At 69.3% G+C, this 20,385-nt stretch carries 16 protein-coding genes and 2 rRNA genes; 15 read left to right on the top strand and 3 right to left on the bottom strand.

Annotation, left to right across the window (positions count from 1 at the left end):
• Nucleotides 1-159 precede the first annotated feature (159 nt).
• From NI25_RS16900 to NI25_RS16855, 10 genes are all read left to right on the top strand, one after another.
• Nucleotides 160-3,282 (top strand): 23S ribosomal RNA (locus tag NI25_RS16900).
• A gap of 85 nt (nucleotides 3,283-3,367) precedes the next feature.
• A 5S ribosomal RNA gene (rrf, locus tag NI25_RS16895) occupies nucleotides 3,368-3,484 on the top strand.
• Nucleotides 3,485-3,547: 63 nt separating this feature from the next.
• Nucleotides 3,548-4,195, top strand: coding sequence for an HAD family hydrolase (locus NI25_RS16890; RefSeq protein ID WP_061443245.1), 648 nt, complete (start codon nucleotides 3,548-3,550; stop codon nucleotides 4,193-4,195).
• 97 nt (nucleotides 4,196-4,292) lie between these two features.
• Nucleotides 4,293-5,540: an MFS transporter gene (locus NI25_RS16885; protein WP_107071750.1), complete on the top strand. Its 1,248-nt coding sequence runs from the start codon at nucleotides 4,293-4,295 to the stop codon at nucleotides 5,538-5,540.
• Entirely contained in the window at nucleotides 5,491-6,663 is a 1,173-nt protein-coding gene (locus NI25_RS16880; RefSeq protein ID WP_061446951.1) for an acetoin utilization protein AcuC, read from the top strand. The genes NI25_RS16885 and NI25_RS16880 overlap by 50 nt, the downstream gene beginning before the upstream one ends.
• A gap of 271 nt (nucleotides 6,664-6,934) precedes the next feature.
• Nucleotides 6,935-7,750: a phosphatase gene (locus NI25_RS16875; protein ID WP_061443243.1), complete on the top strand. Its 816-nt coding sequence runs from the start codon at nucleotides 6,935-6,937 to the stop codon at nucleotides 7,748-7,750.
• A 129-nt stretch (nucleotides 7,751-7,879) separates the two neighbouring features.
• Entirely contained in the window at nucleotides 7,880-8,092 is a 213-nt protein-coding gene (locus NI25_RS16870; protein WP_007443703.1) for a helix-turn-helix domain-containing protein, read from the top strand.
• 109 nt (nucleotides 8,093-8,201) lie between these two features.
• Nucleotides 8,202-8,300 carry a 30S ribosomal protein bS22 gene (locus NI25_RS16865; protein ID WP_003948845.1) on the top strand — a complete coding sequence of 33 codons (99 nt, stop codon included), beginning with the start codon at nucleotides 8,202-8,204 and terminating at the stop codon, nucleotides 8,298-8,300.
• A 184-nt stretch (nucleotides 8,301-8,484) separates the two neighbouring features.
• Nucleotides 8,485-9,546: an NAD-dependent epimerase/dehydratase family protein gene (locus NI25_RS16860; RefSeq protein ID WP_061443242.1), complete on the top strand. Its 1,062-nt coding sequence runs from the start codon at nucleotides 8,485-8,487 to the stop codon at nucleotides 9,544-9,546.
• 14 nt (nucleotides 9,547-9,560) lie between these two features.
• A complete protein-coding gene (locus NI25_RS16855; RefSeq protein WP_061443241.1) occupies nucleotides 9,561-10,631 on the top strand; it encodes a lysophospholipid acyltransferase family protein in 1,071 nt (356 codons plus the stop codon).
• A gap of 121 nt (nucleotides 10,632-10,752) precedes the next feature.
• Here NI25_RS16855 and NI25_RS16850 read toward each other — a convergent pair whose 3' ends face one another.
• The 3 genes from NI25_RS16850 to NI25_RS16840 all read right to left on the bottom strand — a co-directional run bounded on the left by NI25_RS16850 (nucleotide 10,753) and on the right by NI25_RS16840 (nucleotide 14,327).
• Nucleotides 10,753-12,000, bottom strand: coding sequence for a DUF5667 domain-containing protein (locus tag NI25_RS16850; RefSeq protein WP_061443240.1), 1,248 nt, complete (start codon nucleotides 11,998-12,000; stop codon nucleotides 10,753-10,755).
• Nucleotides 12,001-12,234: 234 nt separating this feature from the next.
• Nucleotides 12,235-13,029, bottom strand: a complete 795-nt coding sequence (locus NI25_RS16845; RefSeq protein WP_059299812.1) for an ECF subfamily RNA polymerase sigma factor, BldN family — start codon at nucleotides 13,027-13,029, stop codon at nucleotides 12,235-12,237.
• A gap of 353 nt (nucleotides 13,030-13,382) precedes the next feature.
• The gene (locus NI25_RS16840; protein ID WP_061446950.1) at nucleotides 13,383-14,327 is read right to left on the bottom strand and encodes an HAD family hydrolase; all 945 of its coding nucleotides are present in this window, start codon (nucleotides 14,325-14,327) and stop codon (nucleotides 13,383-13,385) included.
• A 141-nt stretch (nucleotides 14,328-14,468) separates the two neighbouring features.
• On the opposite strand from NI25_RS16840, the gene NI25_RS16835 reads away from it, so the two are divergent.
• The 5 genes from NI25_RS16835 (at nucleotide 14,469) to NI25_RS16815 (ending at nucleotide 20,217) form a co-directional block, all read left to right on the top strand.
• The gene (locus tag NI25_RS16835; RefSeq protein ID WP_061446949.1) at nucleotides 14,469-14,780 is read left to right on the top strand and encodes a glutaredoxin family protein; all 312 of its coding nucleotides are present in this window, start codon (nucleotides 14,469-14,471) and stop codon (nucleotides 14,778-14,780) included.
• A 274-nt stretch (nucleotides 14,781-15,054) separates the two neighbouring features.
• Nucleotides 15,055-15,834 (top strand): redox-sensing transcriptional repressor Rex, encoded by a 780-nt coding sequence (locus NI25_RS16830; protein WP_061443239.1) that lies wholly within the window; start codon nucleotides 15,055-15,057, stop codon nucleotides 15,832-15,834.
• Nucleotides 15,831-17,567, top strand: coding sequence for a glutamyl-tRNA reductase (locus NI25_RS16825; protein ID WP_061443238.1), 1,737 nt, complete (start codon nucleotides 15,831-15,833; stop codon nucleotides 17,565-17,567). Before NI25_RS16830 ends, NI25_RS16825 begins: the two co-directional genes overlap by 4 nt.
• On the top strand, nucleotides 17,564-18,523 hold the full coding sequence (hemC, locus tag NI25_RS16820) for a hydroxymethylbilane synthase (protein WP_061443237.1): 960 nt from the start codon (nucleotides 17,564-17,566) through the stop codon (nucleotides 18,521-18,523). Before NI25_RS16825 ends, hemC begins: the two co-directional genes overlap by 4 nt.
• Nucleotides 18,520-20,217 carry a uroporphyrinogen-III synthase gene (locus NI25_RS16815; protein WP_061443236.1) on the top strand — a complete coding sequence of 566 codons (1,698 nt, stop codon included), beginning with the start codon at nucleotides 18,520-18,522 and terminating at the stop codon, nucleotides 20,215-20,217. Before hemC ends, NI25_RS16815 begins: the two co-directional genes overlap by 4 nt.
• The last annotated feature ends 168 nt before the right edge of the window (nucleotides 20,218-20,385 follow it).

Genomic DNA, 20,385 nt, shown 5'->3' with positions numbered 1-20,385 from the left:
GGAACGTGAGTCCGGACGGGGACCGGGTCGGGCACGCTGTTGGGTGTCTGAGGGAATGAATTTCCTTCAGTTGCCGGCCCCAGTGCACTCGGGAGTTTTTCCGGGGTGATGGGTGGTTGGTCGTTGTTTGAGAACTGCACAGTGGACGCGAGCATCTGTGGCCAAGTTTTTAAGGGCGCACGGTGGATGCCTTGGCACCAGGAACCGATGAAGGACGTGGGAGGCCACGATAGGCCCCGGGGAGTCGTCAACCAGGCTTTGATCCGGGGGTGTCCGAATGGGGAAACCCGGCAGTCGTCATGGGCTGTCACCCGCTGCTGAACACATAGGCAGTGTGGAGGGAACGCGGGGAAGTGAAACATCTCAGTACCCGCAGGAAGAGAAAACAACCGTGATTCCGGGAGTAGTGGCGAGCGAAACCGGATGAGGCTAAACCGTTCACGTGTGAGACCCGGCAGGGGTTGCGTGTGCGGGGTTGTGGGATCTCACTTCTGTTGTCTGCCGGCAACAGGGCGAGTCAGAAACCGTTGATGTAGGCGAAGGACATGCGAAAGGTCCGGCGTAGAGGGTAAGACCCCCGTAGTCGAAATGTCAGCGGCTTGCTTGTGAGACACCCAAGTAGCACGGGGCCCGAGAAATCCCGTGTGAATCTGGCGGGACCACCCGCTAAGCCTAAATATTCCCTGGTGACCGATAGCGGATAGTACCGTGAGGGAATGGTGAAAAGTACCGCGGGAGCGGAGTGAAATAGTACCTGAAACCGTGTGCCTACAAGCCGTGGGAGCGTCGGATACGTGCTTGCACGTGTCTCGTGACTGCGTGCCTTTTGAAGAATGAGCCTGCGAGTTTGCGGTGTGTTGCGAGGTTAACCCGGGTGGGGAAGCCGTAGCGAAAGCGAGTCCGAATAGGGCGTTTCAGTAGCACGCTCAAGACCCGAAGCGGAGTGATCTAGCCATGGGCAGGTTGAAGCGGCTGTAAGAGGTCGTGGAGGACCGAACCCACCAGGGTTGAAAACCTGGGGGATGACCTGTGGTTAGGGGTGAAAGGCCAATCAAACTCCGTGATAGCTGGTTCTCCCCGAAATGCATTTAGGTGCAGCGTCGTGTGTTTCTTGCCGGAGGTAGAGCACTGGATAGGCGATGGGCCCTACCGGGTTACTGACCTTAGCCAAACTCCGAATGCCGGTAAGTGAGAGCGCGGCAGTGAGACTGTGGGGGATAAGCTCCATGGTCGAGAGGGAAACAGCCCAGAGCATCGACTAAGGCCCCTAAGCGTACGCTAAGTGGGAAAGGATGTGGAGTCGCACAGACAACCAGGAGGTTGGCTTAGAAGCAGCCACCCTTGAAAGAGTGCGTAATAGCTCACTGGTCTAGTGATTCCGCGCCGACAATGTAGCGGGGCTCAAGCGTACCGCCGAAGTCGTGTCATTCATACAATAGGGCCAACGCCTGTATGGATGGGTAGGGGAGCGTCGTCTGCCGGGTGAAGCAGCACCGGAAGGTAGTTGTGGACGGTTGACGAGTGAGAATGCAGGCATGAGTAGCGATACAAACGTGAGAAACGTTTGCGCCGATTGACTAAGGGTTCCTGGGTCAAGCTGATCTGCCCAGGGTAAGTCGGGACCTAAGGCGAGGCCGACAGGCGTAGTCGATGGATAACCGGTTGATATTCCGGTACCCGCTGTGAAGCGTCAAACATCGAGCATCGTGATGCTAAGGCCGTGAAACCGTCCGCTGCCGGCTTTGCCGTCAGTGGGAGTGGTGGAGCCGCCGACCCAAGCGGTTAGTAGGTGAGTGATGGGGTGACGCAGGAAGGTAGTCCATCCCGGGCGGTGGTTGTCCCGGGGTAAGGGTGTAGGCCGGTGTGTAGGTAAATCCGCACACCTTGTGGCTGAGACCTGATGCCGAGCCGATTGTGGTGAAGTGGATGATCCTATGCTGTCGAGAAAAGCCTCTAGCGAGTTTCATGGCGGCCCGTACCCTAAACCGACTCAGGTGGTCAGGTAGAGAATACCGAGGCGTTCGGGTGAACTATGGTTAAGGAACTCGGCAAAATGCCCCCGTAACTTCGGGAGAAGGGGGGCCACGCCTGGTGATGAGTCTTGCACTCTGAGCTGGGGGTGGCCGCAGAGACCAGCGAGAAGCGACTGTTTACTAAAAACACAGGTCCGTGCGAAGCCGTAAGGCGATGTATACGGACTGACGCCTGCCCGGTGCTGGAACGTTAAGGGGACCGGTTAGCTCAGATTCGTCTGGGCGAAGCTGAGAACTTAAGCGCCAGTAAACGGCGGTGGTAACTATAACCATCCTAAGGTAGCGAAATTCCTTGTCGGGTAAGTTCCGACCTGCACGAATGGCGTAACGACTTCTCGACTGTCTCAACCATAGGCCCGGTGAAATTGCACTACGAGTAAAGATGCTCGTTTCGCGCAGCAGGACGGAAAGACCCCGGGACCTTTACTACAGTTTGATATTGGTGTTCGGTTCGGCTTGTGTAGGATAGCTGGGAGACTGTGAAGCTCGCACGCCAGTGTGGGTGGAGTCGTCGTTGAAATACCAGTCTGGTCGTGCTGGATGTCTAACCTGGGTCCGTGATCCGGATCAGGGACAGTGTCTGATGGGTAGTTTAACTGGGGCGGTTGCCTCCTAAAGAGTAACGGAGGCGCCCAAAGGTTCCCTCAGCCTGGTTGGCAATCAGGTGTTGAGTGTAAGTGCACAAGGGAGCTTGACTGTGAGACCGACGGGTCGAGCAGGGACGAAAGTCGGGACTAGTGATCCGGCGGTGGCTTGTGGAAGCGCCGTCGCTCAACGGATAAAAGGTACCCCGGGGATAACAGGCTGATCTTCCCCAAGAGTCCATATCGACGGGATGGTTTGGCACCTCGATGTCGGCTCGTCGCATCCTGGGGCTGGAGTCGGTCCCAAGGGTTGGGCTGTTCGCCCATTAAAGCGGTACGCGAGCTGGGTTTAGAACGTCGTGAGACAGTTCGGTCCCTATCCGCTGTGCGCGTAGGAGTCTTGAGAAGGGCTGTCCCTAGTACGAGAGGACCGGGACGGACGAACCTCTGGTGTGCCAGTTGTTCTGCCAAGGGCATGGCTGGTTGGCTACGTTCGGGAGGGATAACCGCTGAAAGCATCTAAGCGGGAAGCCTGCTTCGAGATGAGGACTCCCACCCACTTGATGGGGTAAGGCTCCCAGTAGACGACTGGGTTGATAGGCCGGATCTGGAAGCACCGTGAGGTGTGGAGGTGACCGGTACTAATAGGCCGAGGGCTTGTCCTCAGTTGCTCGCGTCCACTGTGTTGGTTCTGAAACCACGAACAATCAGACCGTGTTGGTTACCGGTTGGTTGTCTGTTTCATAGTGTTTCGGTGGTCATAGCGTAGGGGAAACGCCCGGTTACATTCCGAACCCGGAAGCTAAGCCTTACAGCGCCGATGGTACTGCAGGGGGGACCCTGTGGGAGAGTAGGACGCCGCCGAACAATTATTGCGAGAAAGCCCCGCACCGGGAACGGTGCGGGGCTTTCTGCGTTTAGGGTCGGTGTATGCGCTACGACCTGGTTATCTTCGACAACGACGGTGTTCTCGTCGACAGTGAGCCGATTTCCAATCGGTTGCTCGCCGGCTATCTCACGGAGCTGGGGCACCCGACGTCGTACGAGGACTCGTTGCGGGACTACATGGGGGGCGCCATGCACCGCGTGCACGACCTCGTGTGGGAACGGACGGGGCAGCGACTGCCCGAGGACTTCGACGACGTCTTCCACGGGCGGGTGTTCGCGGCCTTCGAACGGGAGCTGGAGCCCGTTCCGGGGGCCGTCGGTGTGCTGGAGAAGCTCGCCGCGGACGGGGTGGCGTACTGTGTGGCGTCCTCCGGGAGCCATGAGCGGATTCGGGTGGGGCATCGGAAGGCCGGGCTCGACCGATGGTTCGACGACGAGCGGATCTTCAGCTCCCAGGACGTGGGCCGTGGGAAACCGGCCCCGGATCTGTTCCTGCACGCGGCCGCGCGGATGGGGGTGGCACCGGAGCGTTGTGCCGTGGTGGAGGACAGCCCCCTCGGCGTGCAGGCCGCGGTCGCCGCCGGGATGGACGTGTACGGGTTCACCGCCATGACGTCGGCCGGGAAGCTGGCCGGAGCCACCCGGCTCTTCGGGCACATGGGGGAGTTGGCCGACCTGCTCGTGCGCTGACGACCGTCGGACCGGTCGACGCGCCCGTCGAAGCTGAGCAGAATTCACCTTTGGCTGGATCTACCCACGGGTAAGCCGGGGCCTTACGCTCGCCGCCATGACTGATGTGCTGCGGCGCGGCAGGGCTTCGCTCGCGTTCGGCTTCTTCGCCCAGGGCGTCGCCTTCGCGCTGCTGGTGACGCGCATCCCGGCCATCCAGGACCGGTACGGCGTCTCCGACGCGCTGCTGCCGGTCTTCCTCGCGGCCGTGCCGGTGCTGGCCGGGGTCGGCAGTGTGGTGAGCGAGCGCCTGGTGCGGCGGGTGCGGCCGAGCCGGCTGCTGCGTTGGTCGCAGCCGGTGGTGCTGCTGGCGCTGCTCGGCGTCGGCGCGGGGGACCGGGTGGCGGTGCTGGCCGTGGCCCTCGCCGTCTTCGGGCTGTCCGTCGGCGCGCTGGACGCGTCGATGAACATGCTCGGGGTGAGCCTGCAACGGGCGTACGGGCGCAGCATCATGCTCGGGTTCCACGCGACGTACAGCCTCGGCGGGATCCTGGGGGCCTCGCTGGCGTGGGCGGGGGCGCACTGGGACCTGGCGCTGTGGGTGTCCTATCTGCCCGTGGTCGTCGTGCTGTTGCCGGCCGCGTTGGTCGGGAGCCGGTGGTACGTCGACGGGGACGGCGGTGGCACGGCTGAGGAGACGGTGGAGAAGGGGTCGGGCGGGGCCGGGGCCGGGGTCGGCTTCAAGGTGCTGCTGCCGCTGTGTCTGGTGATGACGTTCGCGTACATCGGGGACTCGACCGTCTCCAACTGGAGCGCCAAGTACCTGCAGGACGTGCTGGGGAGTTCGGAGCAGCTGGCCACCGTTCCGTACAACGTCTACATGGTGACCACGCTGGTGGGCCGGGCCCTCGGGGATTTCGGGGTGCGGCGGTTCGGGGCCGTGGCGGTGGTGCGGTGCGGGGCCGGTGTCGCGGCGGGCGGGTTCGCCGTGGTGGCGTCCGCGCCGGGGGCCTGGGTGGGGATGCTCGGGTTCACGCTGCTGGGGCTGGGACTGTGTGTGCTGGTGCCGCAGACGTTCGCGGCGGCGGGGCGGCTGGCGGCGGAGCGGGACGGTCGTCCGGGGGCGTCCGACGCGGCGGTGGCTCGGCTCAACGTGTTCAACTACGTCGGTTTCCTGATCGGTTCGCCGCTGGTGGGCGCGCTCGGGGACGCGTGGAGCTATCGCGGGGCGATGCTCGTGCCCATGGTGTTGGTGCTGGTGACGGTCGTGTACGCCAGGTCGTTCGGGGATCAGCCGGACCGATACGGTGGCGGGCATGAGCGGCCGCGCACAGCTGATGTGGGACGAGGCAGTAACGGGCTATGACTTCGGTCCCGAGCATCCGATGGATCCGGTCCGGCTCGCCCTGACGCGAAGCCTGGTCGGCGCCCTCGGGCTCGACCGGGAGGTGGAGGTCGTCGCGGCGCGGCCGGCCGGGGATTCGACGTTGCGCCTGGTCCACCGGGAGGACTACATCGACGCGGTGAAGGCGGCGTCGGCGGACCCGGGAGCGGCGGACGTGTCGTACGGTCTCGGAACGGTGGACGACCCGGCCTTCGCCGGGATGCACGAGGTGTCCGCGCTGATCGCCGGGCAGTCGGTGGGGGCGGCGGAGGCGGTGTGGCGCGGGGACGCGCTGCACGCGGTGAACTTCGCGGGCGGGCTGCACCACGCCATGCCGGGCGCGGCGTCCGGGTTCTGCGTGTACAACGACGCGGCGCTGGCGATCGCACGGCTCCTCGAGCTGGGGGCCGAGCGGGTCGCATACGTCGATGTGGACGTGCATCACGGTGACGGGGTGCAGGCGGCGTTCTGGGAGGATCCGCGGGTGCTGACGGTGTCCCTGCACGAGCATCCGCGGACGCTGTTCCCGCAGACCGGGTGGCCGGAGGAGACGGGCGCGGACTGCGCGGAGGGGTCGGCGGTGAACGTCGCATTGCCCGCGGGGACCGGGGACGCGGGGTGGGTGCGGGCGTTCCACGCGGTGGTGCCGGAGGTGCTGGCCGACTTCCGGCCGCAGGTGCTGGTGACGCAGCACGGGGCCGACACGCACTTCGAGGATCCGCTGGCGCATCTCGCGGTGTCGTTGGACGCGCAGCGGGCGGTGCAGGTGGCGTGTCACGACCTCGCGCACGAGTACGCCGGGGGGCGGTGGGTGGCGCTGGGAGGTGGCGGTTACGCCGTGGTGGACGTGGTGCCGCGGTCGTGGGCGCATCTGGTCGGGATCGCGGCGGGGCGGCCGGTGGAGCCGGAGACGGTGATTCCGGAAGGGTGGCGGCAGGAGGTGTACGCGCGGACGCGGCAGCTGGGGCCGATGCGGATGACCGACGGGCGGTGGCCGGTGGCGTGGGCCTCGTGGGAGGCGGGGTACGACCCCGCGGACCGGGTGGACCAGGCGGTGCGGGCGGCTCGGCGGGCGGTGTTTCCGGTGCGGGGGCTTCTGCCGTAGGGGTGGCTTCTGTGCGGGCGGCTTGATGGTTGCCCGGCGTCGGTGCGGTGCGGTGCGGTGCGATGTGATGCGGGGTGGGATGGGGACGCGGGCCCGGCGCCGGCCGGGTGCCTCCCCCAGTGCCTGAACGGCCTGGGAGGTACCCCCAGCGCCCATCCGTGCCGCCCCAGCGGCACGACTGCCCGCAGTCGCTCGGAGGCGTTACGCCGACCGTGCGTAGATTCTTCCGTTTCCTGGGTCGGGGGCGGGGGGAACCGGCAGCATCGGTTGGGTGCTGACCCGTGGAGCTCTTCGGGCTCATCTTCTCGATGCTCGGCTGGCCGGGGTGGTGGCGACCTCTAGGGAGGTGAGTCTGCGGAGTTACCGGTTGTTCGCCGCGCGGGATCCCCGGGTGCTGATCGGGATCGATCCGGAGCGGGAGTGGGGGCAGCGGGAGCTGCTGGGGCTGATGGCGGAGAGGTGCGGTGTTTCGGCCGATCCGCGCGACACCGCCGGGCAGGACGTGATCGACCCCGACCGGACCCTCGCGGCCCTGGACGCTTTCGCCGGCCGGCTCGCGGCGGTCGCCGAGCGGCGTGCTCCGGTACTGCTCGGCACCGGGCACCCGCATCGACTGCTCGGTTTCTACGTCGCCTTGGCCGAGGCGCTGTCGGCGGCGGGATGTACTGTCCTCACCCCCGCGCAGGGTCGCTCTGTCGACATAACGACCCGGTTCGGTCTACGCACGTACAACCTCGACTACGTTCGCGGAGTCGCGTTGGTGCGGGAACCCGCTGCCGGGCGCGCCGGTGGTGAGCCGGGCGCGCACACGCATTCGCCGCTGCCGGTTCGTACGGCGCTGGCGGCAGCGGCCGAGGGCGGCGGATCGCTGCCCGAGTTGGTGATCGGGGATCACGGGTGGGTCTGCGGTGCAGGTCAGCTGGGGTTCGAGGCCATCGGGCCGGCCGATACGGACGATCCCGCGCTCTTCGTGGGGGAGGCCGAGGGGCTCGTGTCCGTCGCCGTTCCGCTTGATGACGCTGTGCGGTCCGAGTACTACCGGCCGCTTACCCGCTACGTACTCAATCGGGCGTGTCTGTCACGGTAGGGAAGCGATGGGTGCACCTCTTCCCCACTCGCATCACCCGCCCCTACATTGGGGAGTGAGCACGCAGCGACGAAGAGTCACCGGAAGGGGAAGCCGGTGGCCGTCGAGTGCGGAAGGTTCAGGTGTGTCATGGCTGCAGCTGGCGAAAGGCCTCTGAACGAGGTTCAGTTCCTTACCGTGGCGGAGGTCGCCGCGGTGATGCGCGTGTCCAAGATGACCGTGTACCGGCTGGTGCACAGCGGTCATCTGCCCGCGATCCGGGTCGGACGGTCGTTCCGTGTCCCGGAGCAAGCGGTTCACGAGTACCTCCGCGAGAGCTACGTGGGGGTGGAAACGGCCTGACGGCCCTCGATTACAACCTCAGCGCTCGGACCGGTAGGCTGGCCCCTCGTAGGTCGTGTGGGCCCATGGCGCTCACCAACCGAGTGATGAGAAGTGAGCGAGGATAGTCGTGGGCTCTGTTATCAAGAAGCGGCGCAAGCGGATGGCCAAGAAGAAGCACCGCAAGCTGCTGAAGCGCACGCGCGTTCAGCGTCGCAACAAGAAGTAAGCGACGCTGCGCCGTCAGCGTGGTCTGTGGCCCCCCACCGCATCCGGTGGGGGGCCACAGTCGTACGGCGGTTCTTTTTCGTCATTCGCCGTGTCCGTCGGTCATCACCGCGCAACACCTACCGGCTAAGTTGGCCGGAGCAGGGCTGGAACAGGCCGGAGCAGGCGGAAGGAAGGCGCTGATCTTGGGCAAGGTCGTGCTCGTGACCGGAGTGGCCCGGCAGCTGGGCGGCCGGTTCGTCCGGCGCGTCCAGCGTGATCCCGACGTGGACCGGGTCGTCGGGGTGGACGCCGTCGCGCCCGAGCACCATCTGGGCGGCGCGGACTTCGTCCAGGCGGACATCCGGCAGTCGGCCATCGGACGGGTGCTCGCCGAGACGCGGGCGGACACGGTCGTCCACCTGGACGTGACGGGCACGCCGCTGGGCAGCGGCAGCCGCACGTCGGTGAAGGAGACCAACGTCATCGGCACGATGCAGCTGCTCGGCGCCTGCCAGAAGTCGCCGACCGTGCGGCGGCTGGTGGTGAAGTCCAGTACGAACGTCTACGGCTCCGCGCCGCGCGATCCCGCCGTCTGCACCGAGACGACGGCACCCAAGTCCCTGCCCAGCGGCGGCTTCGCCAAGGACGCGGTCGAAGTCGAGGGGTATGTGCGGGGCTTCGCGCGCCGTCGGCCGGACGTGTCGGTGACCGTGCTGCGGTTCGCCAACATCCTCGGTCCGGCCGCGGACACGCCGCTCGCCTCGTACTTCGGACTGCCGGTGCTGCCGACGGTGTTCGGCTACGACCCCCGGCTGCAGTTCGTGCACGAGGACGACGTGGTCGAGGTGCTGCGGGTCTGCTCGCACGAGGCGCGGCGGGGCACGCTGAACAGCGGGACGTTCAACATCGCCGGGGACGGTGTGCTGCTGCTCTCCCAGTGTTCGCGGCGGCTCGGCCGGCCCACCGTGCCGTTGCTGCTGCCGGCGGTCACCTGGGCGGGATCGCTCGTGCGTACGCTGGGGATGACGGACTTCTCCCCCGAGCAGATCCGGCTGCTCACCCACGGCCGGGTGGTGGACACCACGCAGATGCGCGAGACGCTGGGGTTCCGGCCGAAGCACTCGACGGCCGGGGCGTTCGCGGACTTCGCGCGCGGCCGGGGTGCCGGGCTGCTGCCGCCCGAGGCCCTCGCGGGGGCCGTCGACCGGATCGCTGAGCTGTCCCTGCGGGGCAGCGGTCACCTCCCGACGCAGAGCGCCAACTGAGGAGCGCAGCAACGATGGCGGACGCCAAGGTCATTCCGTTCGACGACGACCGTTCGCGGGGGAACCGGCGCAGGGCGAAGCCGGAGTCGGAGCCGGCGCGGGCGGGTGAGGTGCAGCCGCTGCCCCTGCGGGAAGCGGCCGCGGCCGAGGACGAGCGCCGGGACGACCGGGAGGACGATCCCGTGACGCCGCCCGGACCGCAGGAGTCGGTGCGGTCGTCGGCGGGAGGCGACGGCGACGGGGACGGCGGGCTGGAGCGGCGCGTCGCGGCCGGGCTGTCCTTCCTGCGCCGCCGGCTCACCGGGGACTACGAGGTCGACGACTTCGGTTACGACGCCGAGCTGACCGACCAGGTGCTGATGTCCCTGCTGCGCCCGGTGTACGAGAAGTACTTCCGGGTCGAGGTGAAGGGCGTGGAGAACATCCCCGCCGAGGGCGGTGCGCTGATCGTCGCCAACCACTCCGGGACGCTGCCGCTGGACGGGCTGATGATGCAGGTCGCCGTGCACGACCACCACCCGGCCGACCGGCACCTGCGGCTGCTGGCGGCGGACCTGGTGTTCGTGCTGCCGGTGGTCAACGAGCTGGCGCGCAAACTCGGGCACACGCTGGCCTGCGCGGAGGACGCCGAACGGCTGCTCGCCCAGGGCGAGCTGGTCGGGGTGATGCCGGAGGGCTTCAAGGGCATCGGGAAGCCGTTCGGCGAACGCTACAAGCTCCAGCGGTTCGGGCGGGGCGGCTTCGTGTCCACGGCGCTGCGGCAGAGGGCGCCGATCGTGCCGTGCTCGATCGTCGGGGCGGAGGAGATCTACCCGATGATCGGAAACTCCAAGACCCTGGCGCGGCTGCTGGGCTTCCCGTACTTCCCGCTCACGCCGACCTTCCCGTGGCTGGGGCCGCTGGGCGCGGTGCCGCTGCCGACGAAGTGGACGATCCAGTTCGGTGAGCCGATCCCGACGGACGGCTACGCGCCCGAGGCGGCGGAGGATCCGGTGCTGATGTTCAATCTGACCGACCAGGTGCGGGAGCAGATCCAGCACACGCTCTACAAGCTGCTGGTGCAGCGCCGGTCGGTGTTCTTCTGAGCCTTCTGAGTTCTTCTGAGCCGTCTGAGGTGGCGATGGGGCGCTCCCGGTGCCGGGGGCGCCCCATCGTGCTCAGCCCTCTGTTCTCAGCCGTCTGTTCTCAGCCGTCTGTCCTGTGTCCTCAGTCCGCGTCCTCCGCCTCGATGCCCAGGCCGGGCAGGAGACCAGGGAGGAGCGGCGGGAGGGTGACGTCCGGCTTGGGAGCCGGGGTGTCGCCGCCTCCCGCGGGCGGGGAGGAGGTGCCGGTGTCGTCCTTGGGCGGGTCGAACAGACCGCCGGTGCCGCCGCCGAGCAGGCCGTCGTTCTCGTCGCCGGAGTCGGCGGACTCGCTGGGCCGGTCGGAGTGGGAACGCCCGCGCTCGGACGTGCCGTCGTCGCCGGTGCGGGGCGCCGACGGGTGACCGGAGCCGGGAGCATCGGTGGTCGTCGAGCCGGAACCGCCCGGCCGGCCGCCGTCCCCGTCGTCGTCCTGAGCCGGTGACGACGGCAGCATGGACTCCAGCGGGGCCACGTCGTCGTCTATGGCGTCGAACACCGACGACACCTGCTCACTGACGTCCCCGAGCTGCACGGGCAGCCGGTCGCGCAGCGCGCCCCAGGTCTCCCGGTGGGACTGGGAGAAGGCCGACAGGGCCTGCATGGGGGCCAGCGAGTCGGGATCGTGGGCGTAGGCCGCGCTGAGCAGGCGGTGGCCCTCGGAGGCGTCGTGCCGCATGCCGGACAGGGCACGCCGGATCTCGCCGAGGGACTCGTGGTCGAGGGGGCCGCCGCGGTCGCGCTCCATCAGCCGGCGTGCCTCGCTGAGCCGGGTCGAGGCGAGGTCCAGGTAGGCCCGGCCCCGCTCGTCGTTGCCGTCGGCGAGGCCGAGGCGGAAGTCCTCTATGCCGCGCTTGAGGCCGTAGAGCGAGTCGCCGGGCAGGGCGTCGGAACTGGCGGCGGCGACTCCGCCGAAGGCTCCCGCCGCCACGCTCACGCTCAGTCCGCCGGCGGTGAGGCCCTTGGCCAGCCGCGAGCGGGGCCGCAACCTGCTCAGCGGGGCCGCGCGATGGGTGCCGCGCGCCCGGCGCTGCTCGGGAACCGACGTGTCCGCCGCCCCGCCGCTCGCGGTGCCCTCCTGCAGCATGGCCTCGAAGGCGGCCACGAGCTGGGCCCGCTGGACGACCTTGACCTCGGGATCCAGCTCGGGCCGGGGCAGCGACTCCAGACCACGGGCGAGGGTCGTCAACCGACCCTGCTCGGTCGGTTCCGCGGTGGCCCCGGCGGGTGCCGGTCCTCCGGACTGCTCGGCCGCCGCCCCGGGATCGGACTGCTCCTCCAGAGCCTGGGCGAAGGCGTTCGCCCGCCGGTGTGCCGATACGTTCGCGATCACTGGCGGCACCTCCTCTCGTCATCACGGTCGACTCCCCAGGGGGTCCTGAGGGTTGCACCCCCTGATCGAAACCATCCGATCGGGTGATCGGAGTCGGCCAAGGAGTGACCACAGGGAGCCTGCATCCCGCACAACGAGCGGCGCGGCACTTGGGTTACGGACGGCGGATGATCGGACCGCGGACTCAACAGACTCTCACCGAAGGTGACTTGGGGAATGCGGGAAGTGACGCCCTCAGCGGGCGTCGTCCGGGAGCAGCCGGGCGAGGGTGCGCACGGCCCGGTACTGGAGCGTCTTGATCGCGCCCTCGTTCTTGCCCATCACACGGGCGGTCTCGGCGACCGAGAGGCCCTGGAGGAAACGCAGGGTGACGCACTCCTGCTGCTGAGGGTTGAGCCGGCGTACGGCCTCCAGCAGGGCGGCGTTGGAGAGCGACTCGAGGACGGAGTCCTCGGGGGACCGCTCGACCTCGTTGGCGTCGAGCATCTCCCCGGTGGTGACCTCGAGGCGGAAGCGGCTGGACTTGAAGTGGTCGGCGACCAGGTTGCGGGCGATGGTCACGAGCCAGGCGCCGAAGTCGCGTCCCTGCCAGGTGAAGGTGCCGATGCGCCTGAGGGCCCGCAGAAAGGTCTCGCTGGTGAGATCCTCGGCGGTGGCCTTGCCGCCCACGCGGTAGTAGATGTAGCGGTACACGGTGTCGCTGTACTGGTCGTAGAGCCGGCCGAAGGCGTCGGCCTCGCCGGCCTGGGCCCGCTCGACCAGCTCCATCATGCGGGCGCTGTCGCTGTCCGCGGCGGGGCGGCGGTGGGTGGTGGCGGCGGCCCCGGACGAGGACGACCGCGCTCGTCTGCCGACGGCGGCGCTTCCTTCGGCCAGCGCGTAGCACGGACCGGCGGGCGCGGCGGCCGCGGCGAGGGCGGGGACGGCATACGCGGTGGGGACGAAGCCGCGCAACAGGTCTTGGGCTGATTTGACCGTTGCGCGCAGCGTAGCCAGGCCCGAGGCGTCAACCCCGACGTGTGGGTACACGGGACTCCCAGAGGCAGAGCTTCCATCACGTGCAGTACGGAACCATTCACCCGTCGTAGCGAAGGTGGGGCACCGGAATGCGTCTGAGGAGAATAACGCTTCGTGCAGGCACTGCTACGCCCAGTTGCTCAAATCATCGATTACGTCGCTTCCGTGCCCGATTGACGCCCGGTCAGATGCATCAGATTGATCGCTTGATGACCGGAACGGTTCGAATTCCTGGTGACTACAGAGCGTGTTGTGGTCGATGTGAGTAAAGGGGACTGGAGAGCCCGCCCCGGGGGTACGTCATCCCGATTGGGCCGGCGGCGGGGGCGTCGGGCCGACGGCCGGATCGCCGGGGCCGGCCGGGGTCAACGGCGGCGGCGGTGCAGCGCGATGGCCGCCGCGGTGCCGCCCGCCACCGCGCCGACGCCCGCGGCCGCGGGGATGCCGACCTTGGCCGCCTTGCGGCCGGTGCGGTAGTCGCGCAGCCGCCACTCCAGCTCGCGGGCGTGCTTGCGCAGCTTGGAGTCCGGGTTGATCGCGTACGGGTGTCCGACCAGGGACAGCATCGGGATGTCGTTGTGGGAGTCGCTGTAGGCGGCGCAGCGCGACAGGTCCAGGTTCTCCGCCGCCGCGAGGGCGCGCACCGCCTCGGCCTTCGCGGGGCCGTGCAGGGGTTCGCCGACCAGCTTGCCCGTGTAGACGCCGCCGATCGACTCCGCCACCGTGCCGAGCGCACCGGTCAGGCCCAGGCGGCGGGCGATCACCTGGGCGATCTCCACCGGGGCCGCCGTGACCAGCCAGACCTTCTGCCCGGCGTCCAGGTGGGCCTGGGCGAGGGCGCGGGTGCCGGGCCAGATCCGCTCGGCCATGTACTCGTCGTAGATCTCCTCGCCGATGGACTTCAGCTCGGAGACGCGGTGGCCCTTGACGATGGAGAGCGCCGAGTCGCGGGCGTCCTGCATGTGCTCCGGGTCCTCGAACCCGGCCAGCCGGAACCACGCCTGCTGCCAGGCGAAGCGGGCGAGGTCACGGGTCTCGAAGAACTTCCGCTTGTACAGGCCCCGGCCGAAGTGGAAGATCGCGGCGCCCTGCATGACGGTGTTGTCGAGGTCGAAGAAGGCGGCCGCTCTTTCGTCGCCGTGCACCGGGAACTCCGGCTCCGCGACGCCGGAGTCGGTTTCCTGGGCAGGCTCTGCGGCCTCGGCGGCCTCCGCGGACTTGCGCGCCGCCTCCGCCGAGGCCTCGCCTGCCAACACGCTCCGCGCCGTGGCGGAGCGCCTACGGGGAGTGAGCCATCGAAGAACGGCCATGCCCGTGAGCATAGCCAGTTTGTTCGGGTGCTTCGGAGCCGAGAGGTTTGCGGACCGGGGACCGGGCTGTGAACTCCGGGCGACCCCGCCGGCGGGCGGTCTCCCGCCGAGGGGGCGTCCGCGCGCGCGAGAATGACCGGCATGAGTCCCCTCTTCCGCCGGAAGCCCGCGCGGCCCGCGCAGCCCGAGCCCCCTGAGCACTCCGAGAACCATCTCGTCACCCTCATCCGCAAACCCGGCTGTCATCTGTGTGATGACGCACAGTCCGTCGTCGAGAAGGTCTGTGCCGAACTCGGCGTCCCCTGGGAGGGGAAGGACATCACCGAGGACCGCCAACTCCACGACCAGTACTGGGAGCAGATTCCGGTCGTGCTGGTCGACGGACGGCAGCACACCTTCTGGCGTGTGAACGAGGAACGGCTGCGCAAGGCACTGACCGATCAGTACAAGTAGTCCGTATGGTCGCTTAGGATCGATGGTGACCAGGTCTCGGGGGCGTTGATCGTGAGGAGCGTGTGCGGCTTTGCCCCCGATGAGTGAGGGACGAGGGTCTGTATGCGCCGGTTCCCGTTCCGTGCGCCGGGGGCGCGTGACCCCGGTCACGTTGGCCGGGCAAATCGGACACCATCTTTGTGCACGCGTTCACAAAGACATAGCCTGCATTCGACGGGGCGGTCATGTAGGGACGTATGACCGCCTACAGCCCCGCTCTACCCGCAGGAGCACCGTGGCAACTGGCCGAACACACCGACCGGCGACCCGCAGCCGAGGGATTCCCGAGGCCACCGTCGCCAGGCTTCCGCTGTACCTCCGCGCGCTGACCGCGCTCTCCGAGCGCTCGGTGCCCACGGTCTCCTCCGAGGAGCTGGCCGCCGCCGCGGGGGTCAACTCCGCGAAGCTGCGCAAGGACTTCTCCTACCTCGGCTCCTACGGGACGCGTGGCGTCGGCTACGACGTCGAGTATCTCGTCTACCAGATCTCCCGTGAACTCGGCCTCACCCAGGACTGGCCGGTTGTGATCGTAGGAATCGGTAACCTCGGCGCCGCGCTCGCCAACTACGGCGGGTTCGCCTCCCGCGGTTTCCGGGTCGCCGCGCTCATCGACGCCGATCCGGGGATGGCCGGAAAGCCCGTGGCAGGCATCCCGGTGCAGCACACCGACGAGCTGGAGAAGATCATCCAGGACGACGGTGTCTCCATCGGTGTGATCGCCACCCCCGCCGGTGCCGCCCAGCAGGTCTGCGACCGCCTCGTGGCCGCCGGTGTCACGTCCATCCTCAACTTCGCGCCGACCGTGCTGAACGTTCCCGAGGGCGTCGACGTGCGCAAGGTCGACCTCTCCATCGAGCTGCAGATCCTCGCCTTCCACGAGCAGCGCAAGGCGGGTGAGGAGGCCGCGGGCGACGCCGGCGTCGTGCCGCCCGTCGCCGCCCGCAAGCAGCAGCACGCCACCGGCTCCGCCGACCAGGGACCCGACGGGGACGTACCCGCCGTGATGCCGGCATGAGCCTCCTCGTCGTCGGGCTGAGCCACCGCAGCGCGCCGGTCAGCGTGCTGGAGCGGGCCTCCCTGAACGCGGACGCGCAGCTCAAGCTGCTCCAGGACACGGTCGCCGCCGAACCGGCCGCCGAGGCCGCGGTCCTGGCCACCTGCAACCGCATCGAGCTCTACGCCGACGTGGACAAGTTCCACGCCGGTGTCGCCGAGCTGTCCACGCTGCTCGCCCAGCACAGCGGGGTCGGCCTGGAGGAGCTCACTCCGCACCTCTACGTGCACTACGAGGACCGGGCCGTCCACCACCTGTTCTCGGTGGCCTGCGGACTGGACTCGATGGTGGTCGGCGAGGGCCAGATCCTCGGCCAGATAAAGGACTCCCTGGCCCGCGCCCAGGACCTGCACACCGCCGGACGGCTCCTGAACGACCTGTTCCAGCAGGCGCTCAGGGTCGGCAAGCGCGCCCACTCCGAGACCGGCATCGACCGCGCCGGACAGTCCCTGGTCACCTTCGGCCTGGAGCAGCTCTCCGCCGGGGCCGACGTCCAGCGGTGGGCGCGGGGCAAGAAGGCCCTGGTGATCGGCGCCGGTTCGATGTCCTCGCTGGCCGCCGCCACGCTGGCGCGGTCCGGGGTCGCCGAGATCGTGGTCGCCAACCGCACCTTCGAGCGGGCCGAGCGGCTCGCCCAGATCCTTTCCGAGGGCGACGACACGGACGTGCTGGCCCGCGCGGTACCGATGGACTCGGTGCCGGTCGAGCTGACACGTGCCGACGTGGCCGTCTCCTGCACGGGTGCGACCGGGCTCGTCCTCACGGCGGACGACGTGGCGGCGGCGGTGGAGGGGCGCACCGGCGCGCCGGCCGTCGAACCGGCCGCGACCGGGCGGCCCGCCGAGGACACCGCCGTACGGGCGGCCGCTGAAACGCCCCTGCCGGGTGCCGGGGCCGCGACCGCCGGCGACGAGAACTGCCCCCTGGACCTGTCCGCCGTCCCCTCCGGTTTCTCCGTCATGGGTGAGGCCGCCGTGGCCGGCATGGACGCGGCGACGCTGGAGCAGCACGGGGCCTGGGCCGCGGGCGGTACGGCCGTCGACCGGCCGCGCGAGACGGGCCGGCCGGGACCGGAGGCGGACGCCGAGCTGATCGGCGCGCTCGCCGCGACGGCGACCCGCGTCGGCCGCGTCCCCGAGCGCCGCCGCCCGGAGCCGGTCGCCGAGGTGCCGCGTCCCGAGCCGGTGCTCTTCGTCCTCGACCTGGCGATGCCGCGCGACGTCGACGCCGCCGTGCACCGGCTGGCCGGGGCGCGCCTGGTGGACATCGAGTCGCTCGCCGACGCCTCCGCCGACGCGCCGATGGCCGCCGACGTCGACATGGTCCGCCGGATCGTCGCCGACGAGGTCGCCGCCTTCGGCGCCGCCCAGCGTGCCGCGCGCATCACGCCCACCGTGGTCGCGCTGCGCAGCATGGCCGCCGAGGTCGTGGCCGGCGAGATCGCCCGACTGGAGGGGCGGCTGCCGGGGCTCGACGACAAGCACCGCGCCGAGATCACCCAGACCGTCAAGCGTGTGGTCGACAAGCTGCTGCACGCGCCGACGGTACGGGTCAAGCAGCTTGCCGCCGAACCCGGCGGCGCCGGGTACGCGGACGCGCTGCGCACCCTGTTCGACCTCGACCAGGAGACGGTGGCCTCCGTCTCCCGGGCCGGGAACAGCACCACCACTGAGAAGAACCGAGGGCCGGCATGACTGAGAAGGCACTGAGGCTGGGGACCAGGCGCAGCAAGCTCGCCATGGCCCAGTCCGGGCAGGTGGCGGACGCCGTGAGCCAGGTGACCGGTCGGCCCGTTGAGCTGGTCGAGATCACCACGTACGGCGACACGTCGCGTGAGCACCTGGCGCAGATCGGCGGCACGGGCGTGTTCGTCGCCGCGCTGCGCGACGCGCTGCTGCGGGGAGAGGTGGACTTCGCGGTTCACTCGCTCAAGGACCTCCCCACCACGCCCCACGACGACCTGGTCGTGGCCGCGATCCCGGAGCGCGAGGACCCGCGGGACGTGGTCGTCGCCCGGGACGCGCGCAAGCTGACCGACCTCCCGCGCGGGGCGCGGATCGGCACGGGCGCGCCGCGCCGCATGGCGCAGCTGAACGCGTACGCCCGCACCCACGGCATGGAGATCGAGACGGTCCCGATCCGGGGCAACGTCGACACCCGCATCGGATACGTCCGCAGCGGGGAACTGGACGCCGTCGTACTGGCCGCCGCCGGGCTCAACCGGGTCGGCCGCATCGACGAGGTGACCGACTTCCTGTCGGTCGACACGGTTTTGCCGGCCCCCGGCCAGGGGGCACTGGCGGTCGAGTGCGCGGCGGACGACGCCTCGCTGATCGCCGCGCTCGCCGAGCTCGACGACCCGTTCACGCGGGCCGCCGTAACGGCCGAGCGTTCACTGCTCGCCGCCCTGGAGGCCGGCTGCAGCGCACCCGTCGGAGCGCTGGCCGACCTTCTGGCCGACGGGCAGACTGTCAAGGAAATGCGCCTGCGCGGCGTCGTCGGCACGACCGACGGCTCGACGCTGGTGCAGCTGTCCACCACCGGTCCCGTGCCCGAGACGCACGAGGCGGCAATGGCACTCGGTCGCGACATGGCCACCGAGATGCTCGCCCAGGGCGCGGCCGGTCTGATGGGGGAGCGAGCACATTGAGCCCCACCACCCTTCCCGCCGGTCCGGAACACGGGCACGTCACCTTCCTCGGTGCCGGACCCGGAGATCCGGGACTGCTGACTCTGCGCGCCGTGGAGGCGCTGGCCCACGCGGACGTCCTCGTCGCCGAGCACGAGGTGCTCGACGTCGTGCGTACGCACGCGAGGCAGGGCGTGTCGGAGGTGCACACGGATGCCGATCCGGCGGATCCGGGCACAGGCGCGCCCCAGCTGACGGTTGTTGACGGTGCGTCAACGACCCTCGGCGCCCCCGCTGTGCGGGATGCCGCACATCTTGTCATGGAGGCCGCGCGGGGCGGCAGGCGGGTGGTGCGTGCGGTGACCGGTGACCCCGGGCTCGACGCGTACGCCGCCGAGGAGATGCTGGCGTGCGCCGCGGCCGGGGTGCCGTTCGAGGTCGTCCCGGGCATCGCGAACGCCGTCGGCGTGCCCGCGTACGCCGGTGTGCCGCTGCGGGACGCGGAGGGCGCGGACGTGCGGTTCGTGGACGCCCGTACAGCGTCGGACCGCTGCTGGACCGAGGTGGGCGCCTCCGACGGCACGGTGGTGGTGTCGACGACGCTGGACTCGGTGGCCGCGGCGGCCGGCGAGCTGGTCTCGGCGGGCCGCAAGCCGGACACCCCGCTGACGGTGACGATCGCCGGTACGACGACGCGGCAGCGCACCTGGACGGCGACGCTGGGCACGGTCGCCCAGACCCTGAAGCAGGCGAAGGTGCTGCCGTCCCCGGACGGCGGCCGCCCGGTGATAGCCGTGGTCGGCGAGCGCAGCGCGACCGCCCGGCGCGACCAGCTGTCGTGGTTCGAGTCCAAGCCGCTGTTCGGCTGGAAGGTCCTCGTCCCGCGTACGAAGGAGCAGGCGGCGTCGCTCTCCGACCAGTTGAGGTCCTACGGCGCGGTCCCGCACGAGGTCCCGACCATCGCGGTGGAGCCGCCCCGCACCCCGCAGCAGATGGAGCGCGCGGTCAAGGGCCTGGTCACGGGCCGCTACGAGTGGATCGCTTTCACGTCGGTCAACGCGGTGAAGGCGGTCCGCGAGAAGTTCGAGGAGTACGGCCTGGACGCCCGCGCCTTCGCGGGCATCAAGGTCGCGGCGGTCGGCGAGCAGACGGCCAACGCCCTCATCGCCTTCGGCGTGAAGCCGGACCTGGTCCCGAGCGGCGAGCAGTCGGCGGCGGGCCTCCTGGAGGACTGGCCCCCCTACGACCCGGTCTTCGACCCGATCGACCGCGTCTTCCTCCCCCGCGCCGACATCGCCACCGAGACCCTGGTCGCCGGCCTGATCGAGCTGGGCTGGGAGGTCGACGACGTCACCGCGTACCGCACGGTGCGCGCCTCGCCGCCCCCGGCCACGACCCGGGAGGCCATCAAGGGCGGCGGCTTCGACGCGGTGCTCTTCACGTCGTCGTCCACGGTCCGCAACCTGGTCGGCATCGCGGGCAAGCCGCACAACGTCACGGTGATCGCCTGCATCGGCCCGGCCACGGCGAAGACGGCCGAGGAACACGGCCTGCGCGTCGACGTGATGGCCCCCGAACCGTCCGTCCACAAGCTGGCGGAGGCCCTGGCCGACTTCGGCCTGCGCCGCCGGGCTGCGGCCCTGGAGGCGGGGGACCCGGTGACCCGGCCGAGCGAACGGCGGCCGGGGTCGCGGAGACGGCGGTCTTCGACCTGAGGTGAATGCGGGGCGTCCCTGGTTTCAGGGGCGCCCCGTCGTCGTTGCCGGGAACGCCGTGCAGGCGGCCGGAGCCCTTCCAGACCTGCGACGGCGGCGAGCGTGCCCTCCGCGTCCCGCGCCCCGGTCGCTGCCGTGACGGCCGGTCGGGCCGGCCGACCGGCCACG

The sequence above is a fragment of the Streptomyces sp. CCM_MD2014 genome (genome assembly GCF_000772045.1).
Lineage (GTDB): Bacteria > Actinomycetota > Actinomycetes > Streptomycetales > Streptomycetaceae > Streptomyces > Streptomyces salinarius.
This window is presented reverse-complemented; position numbering and strand designations above follow the sequence as displayed.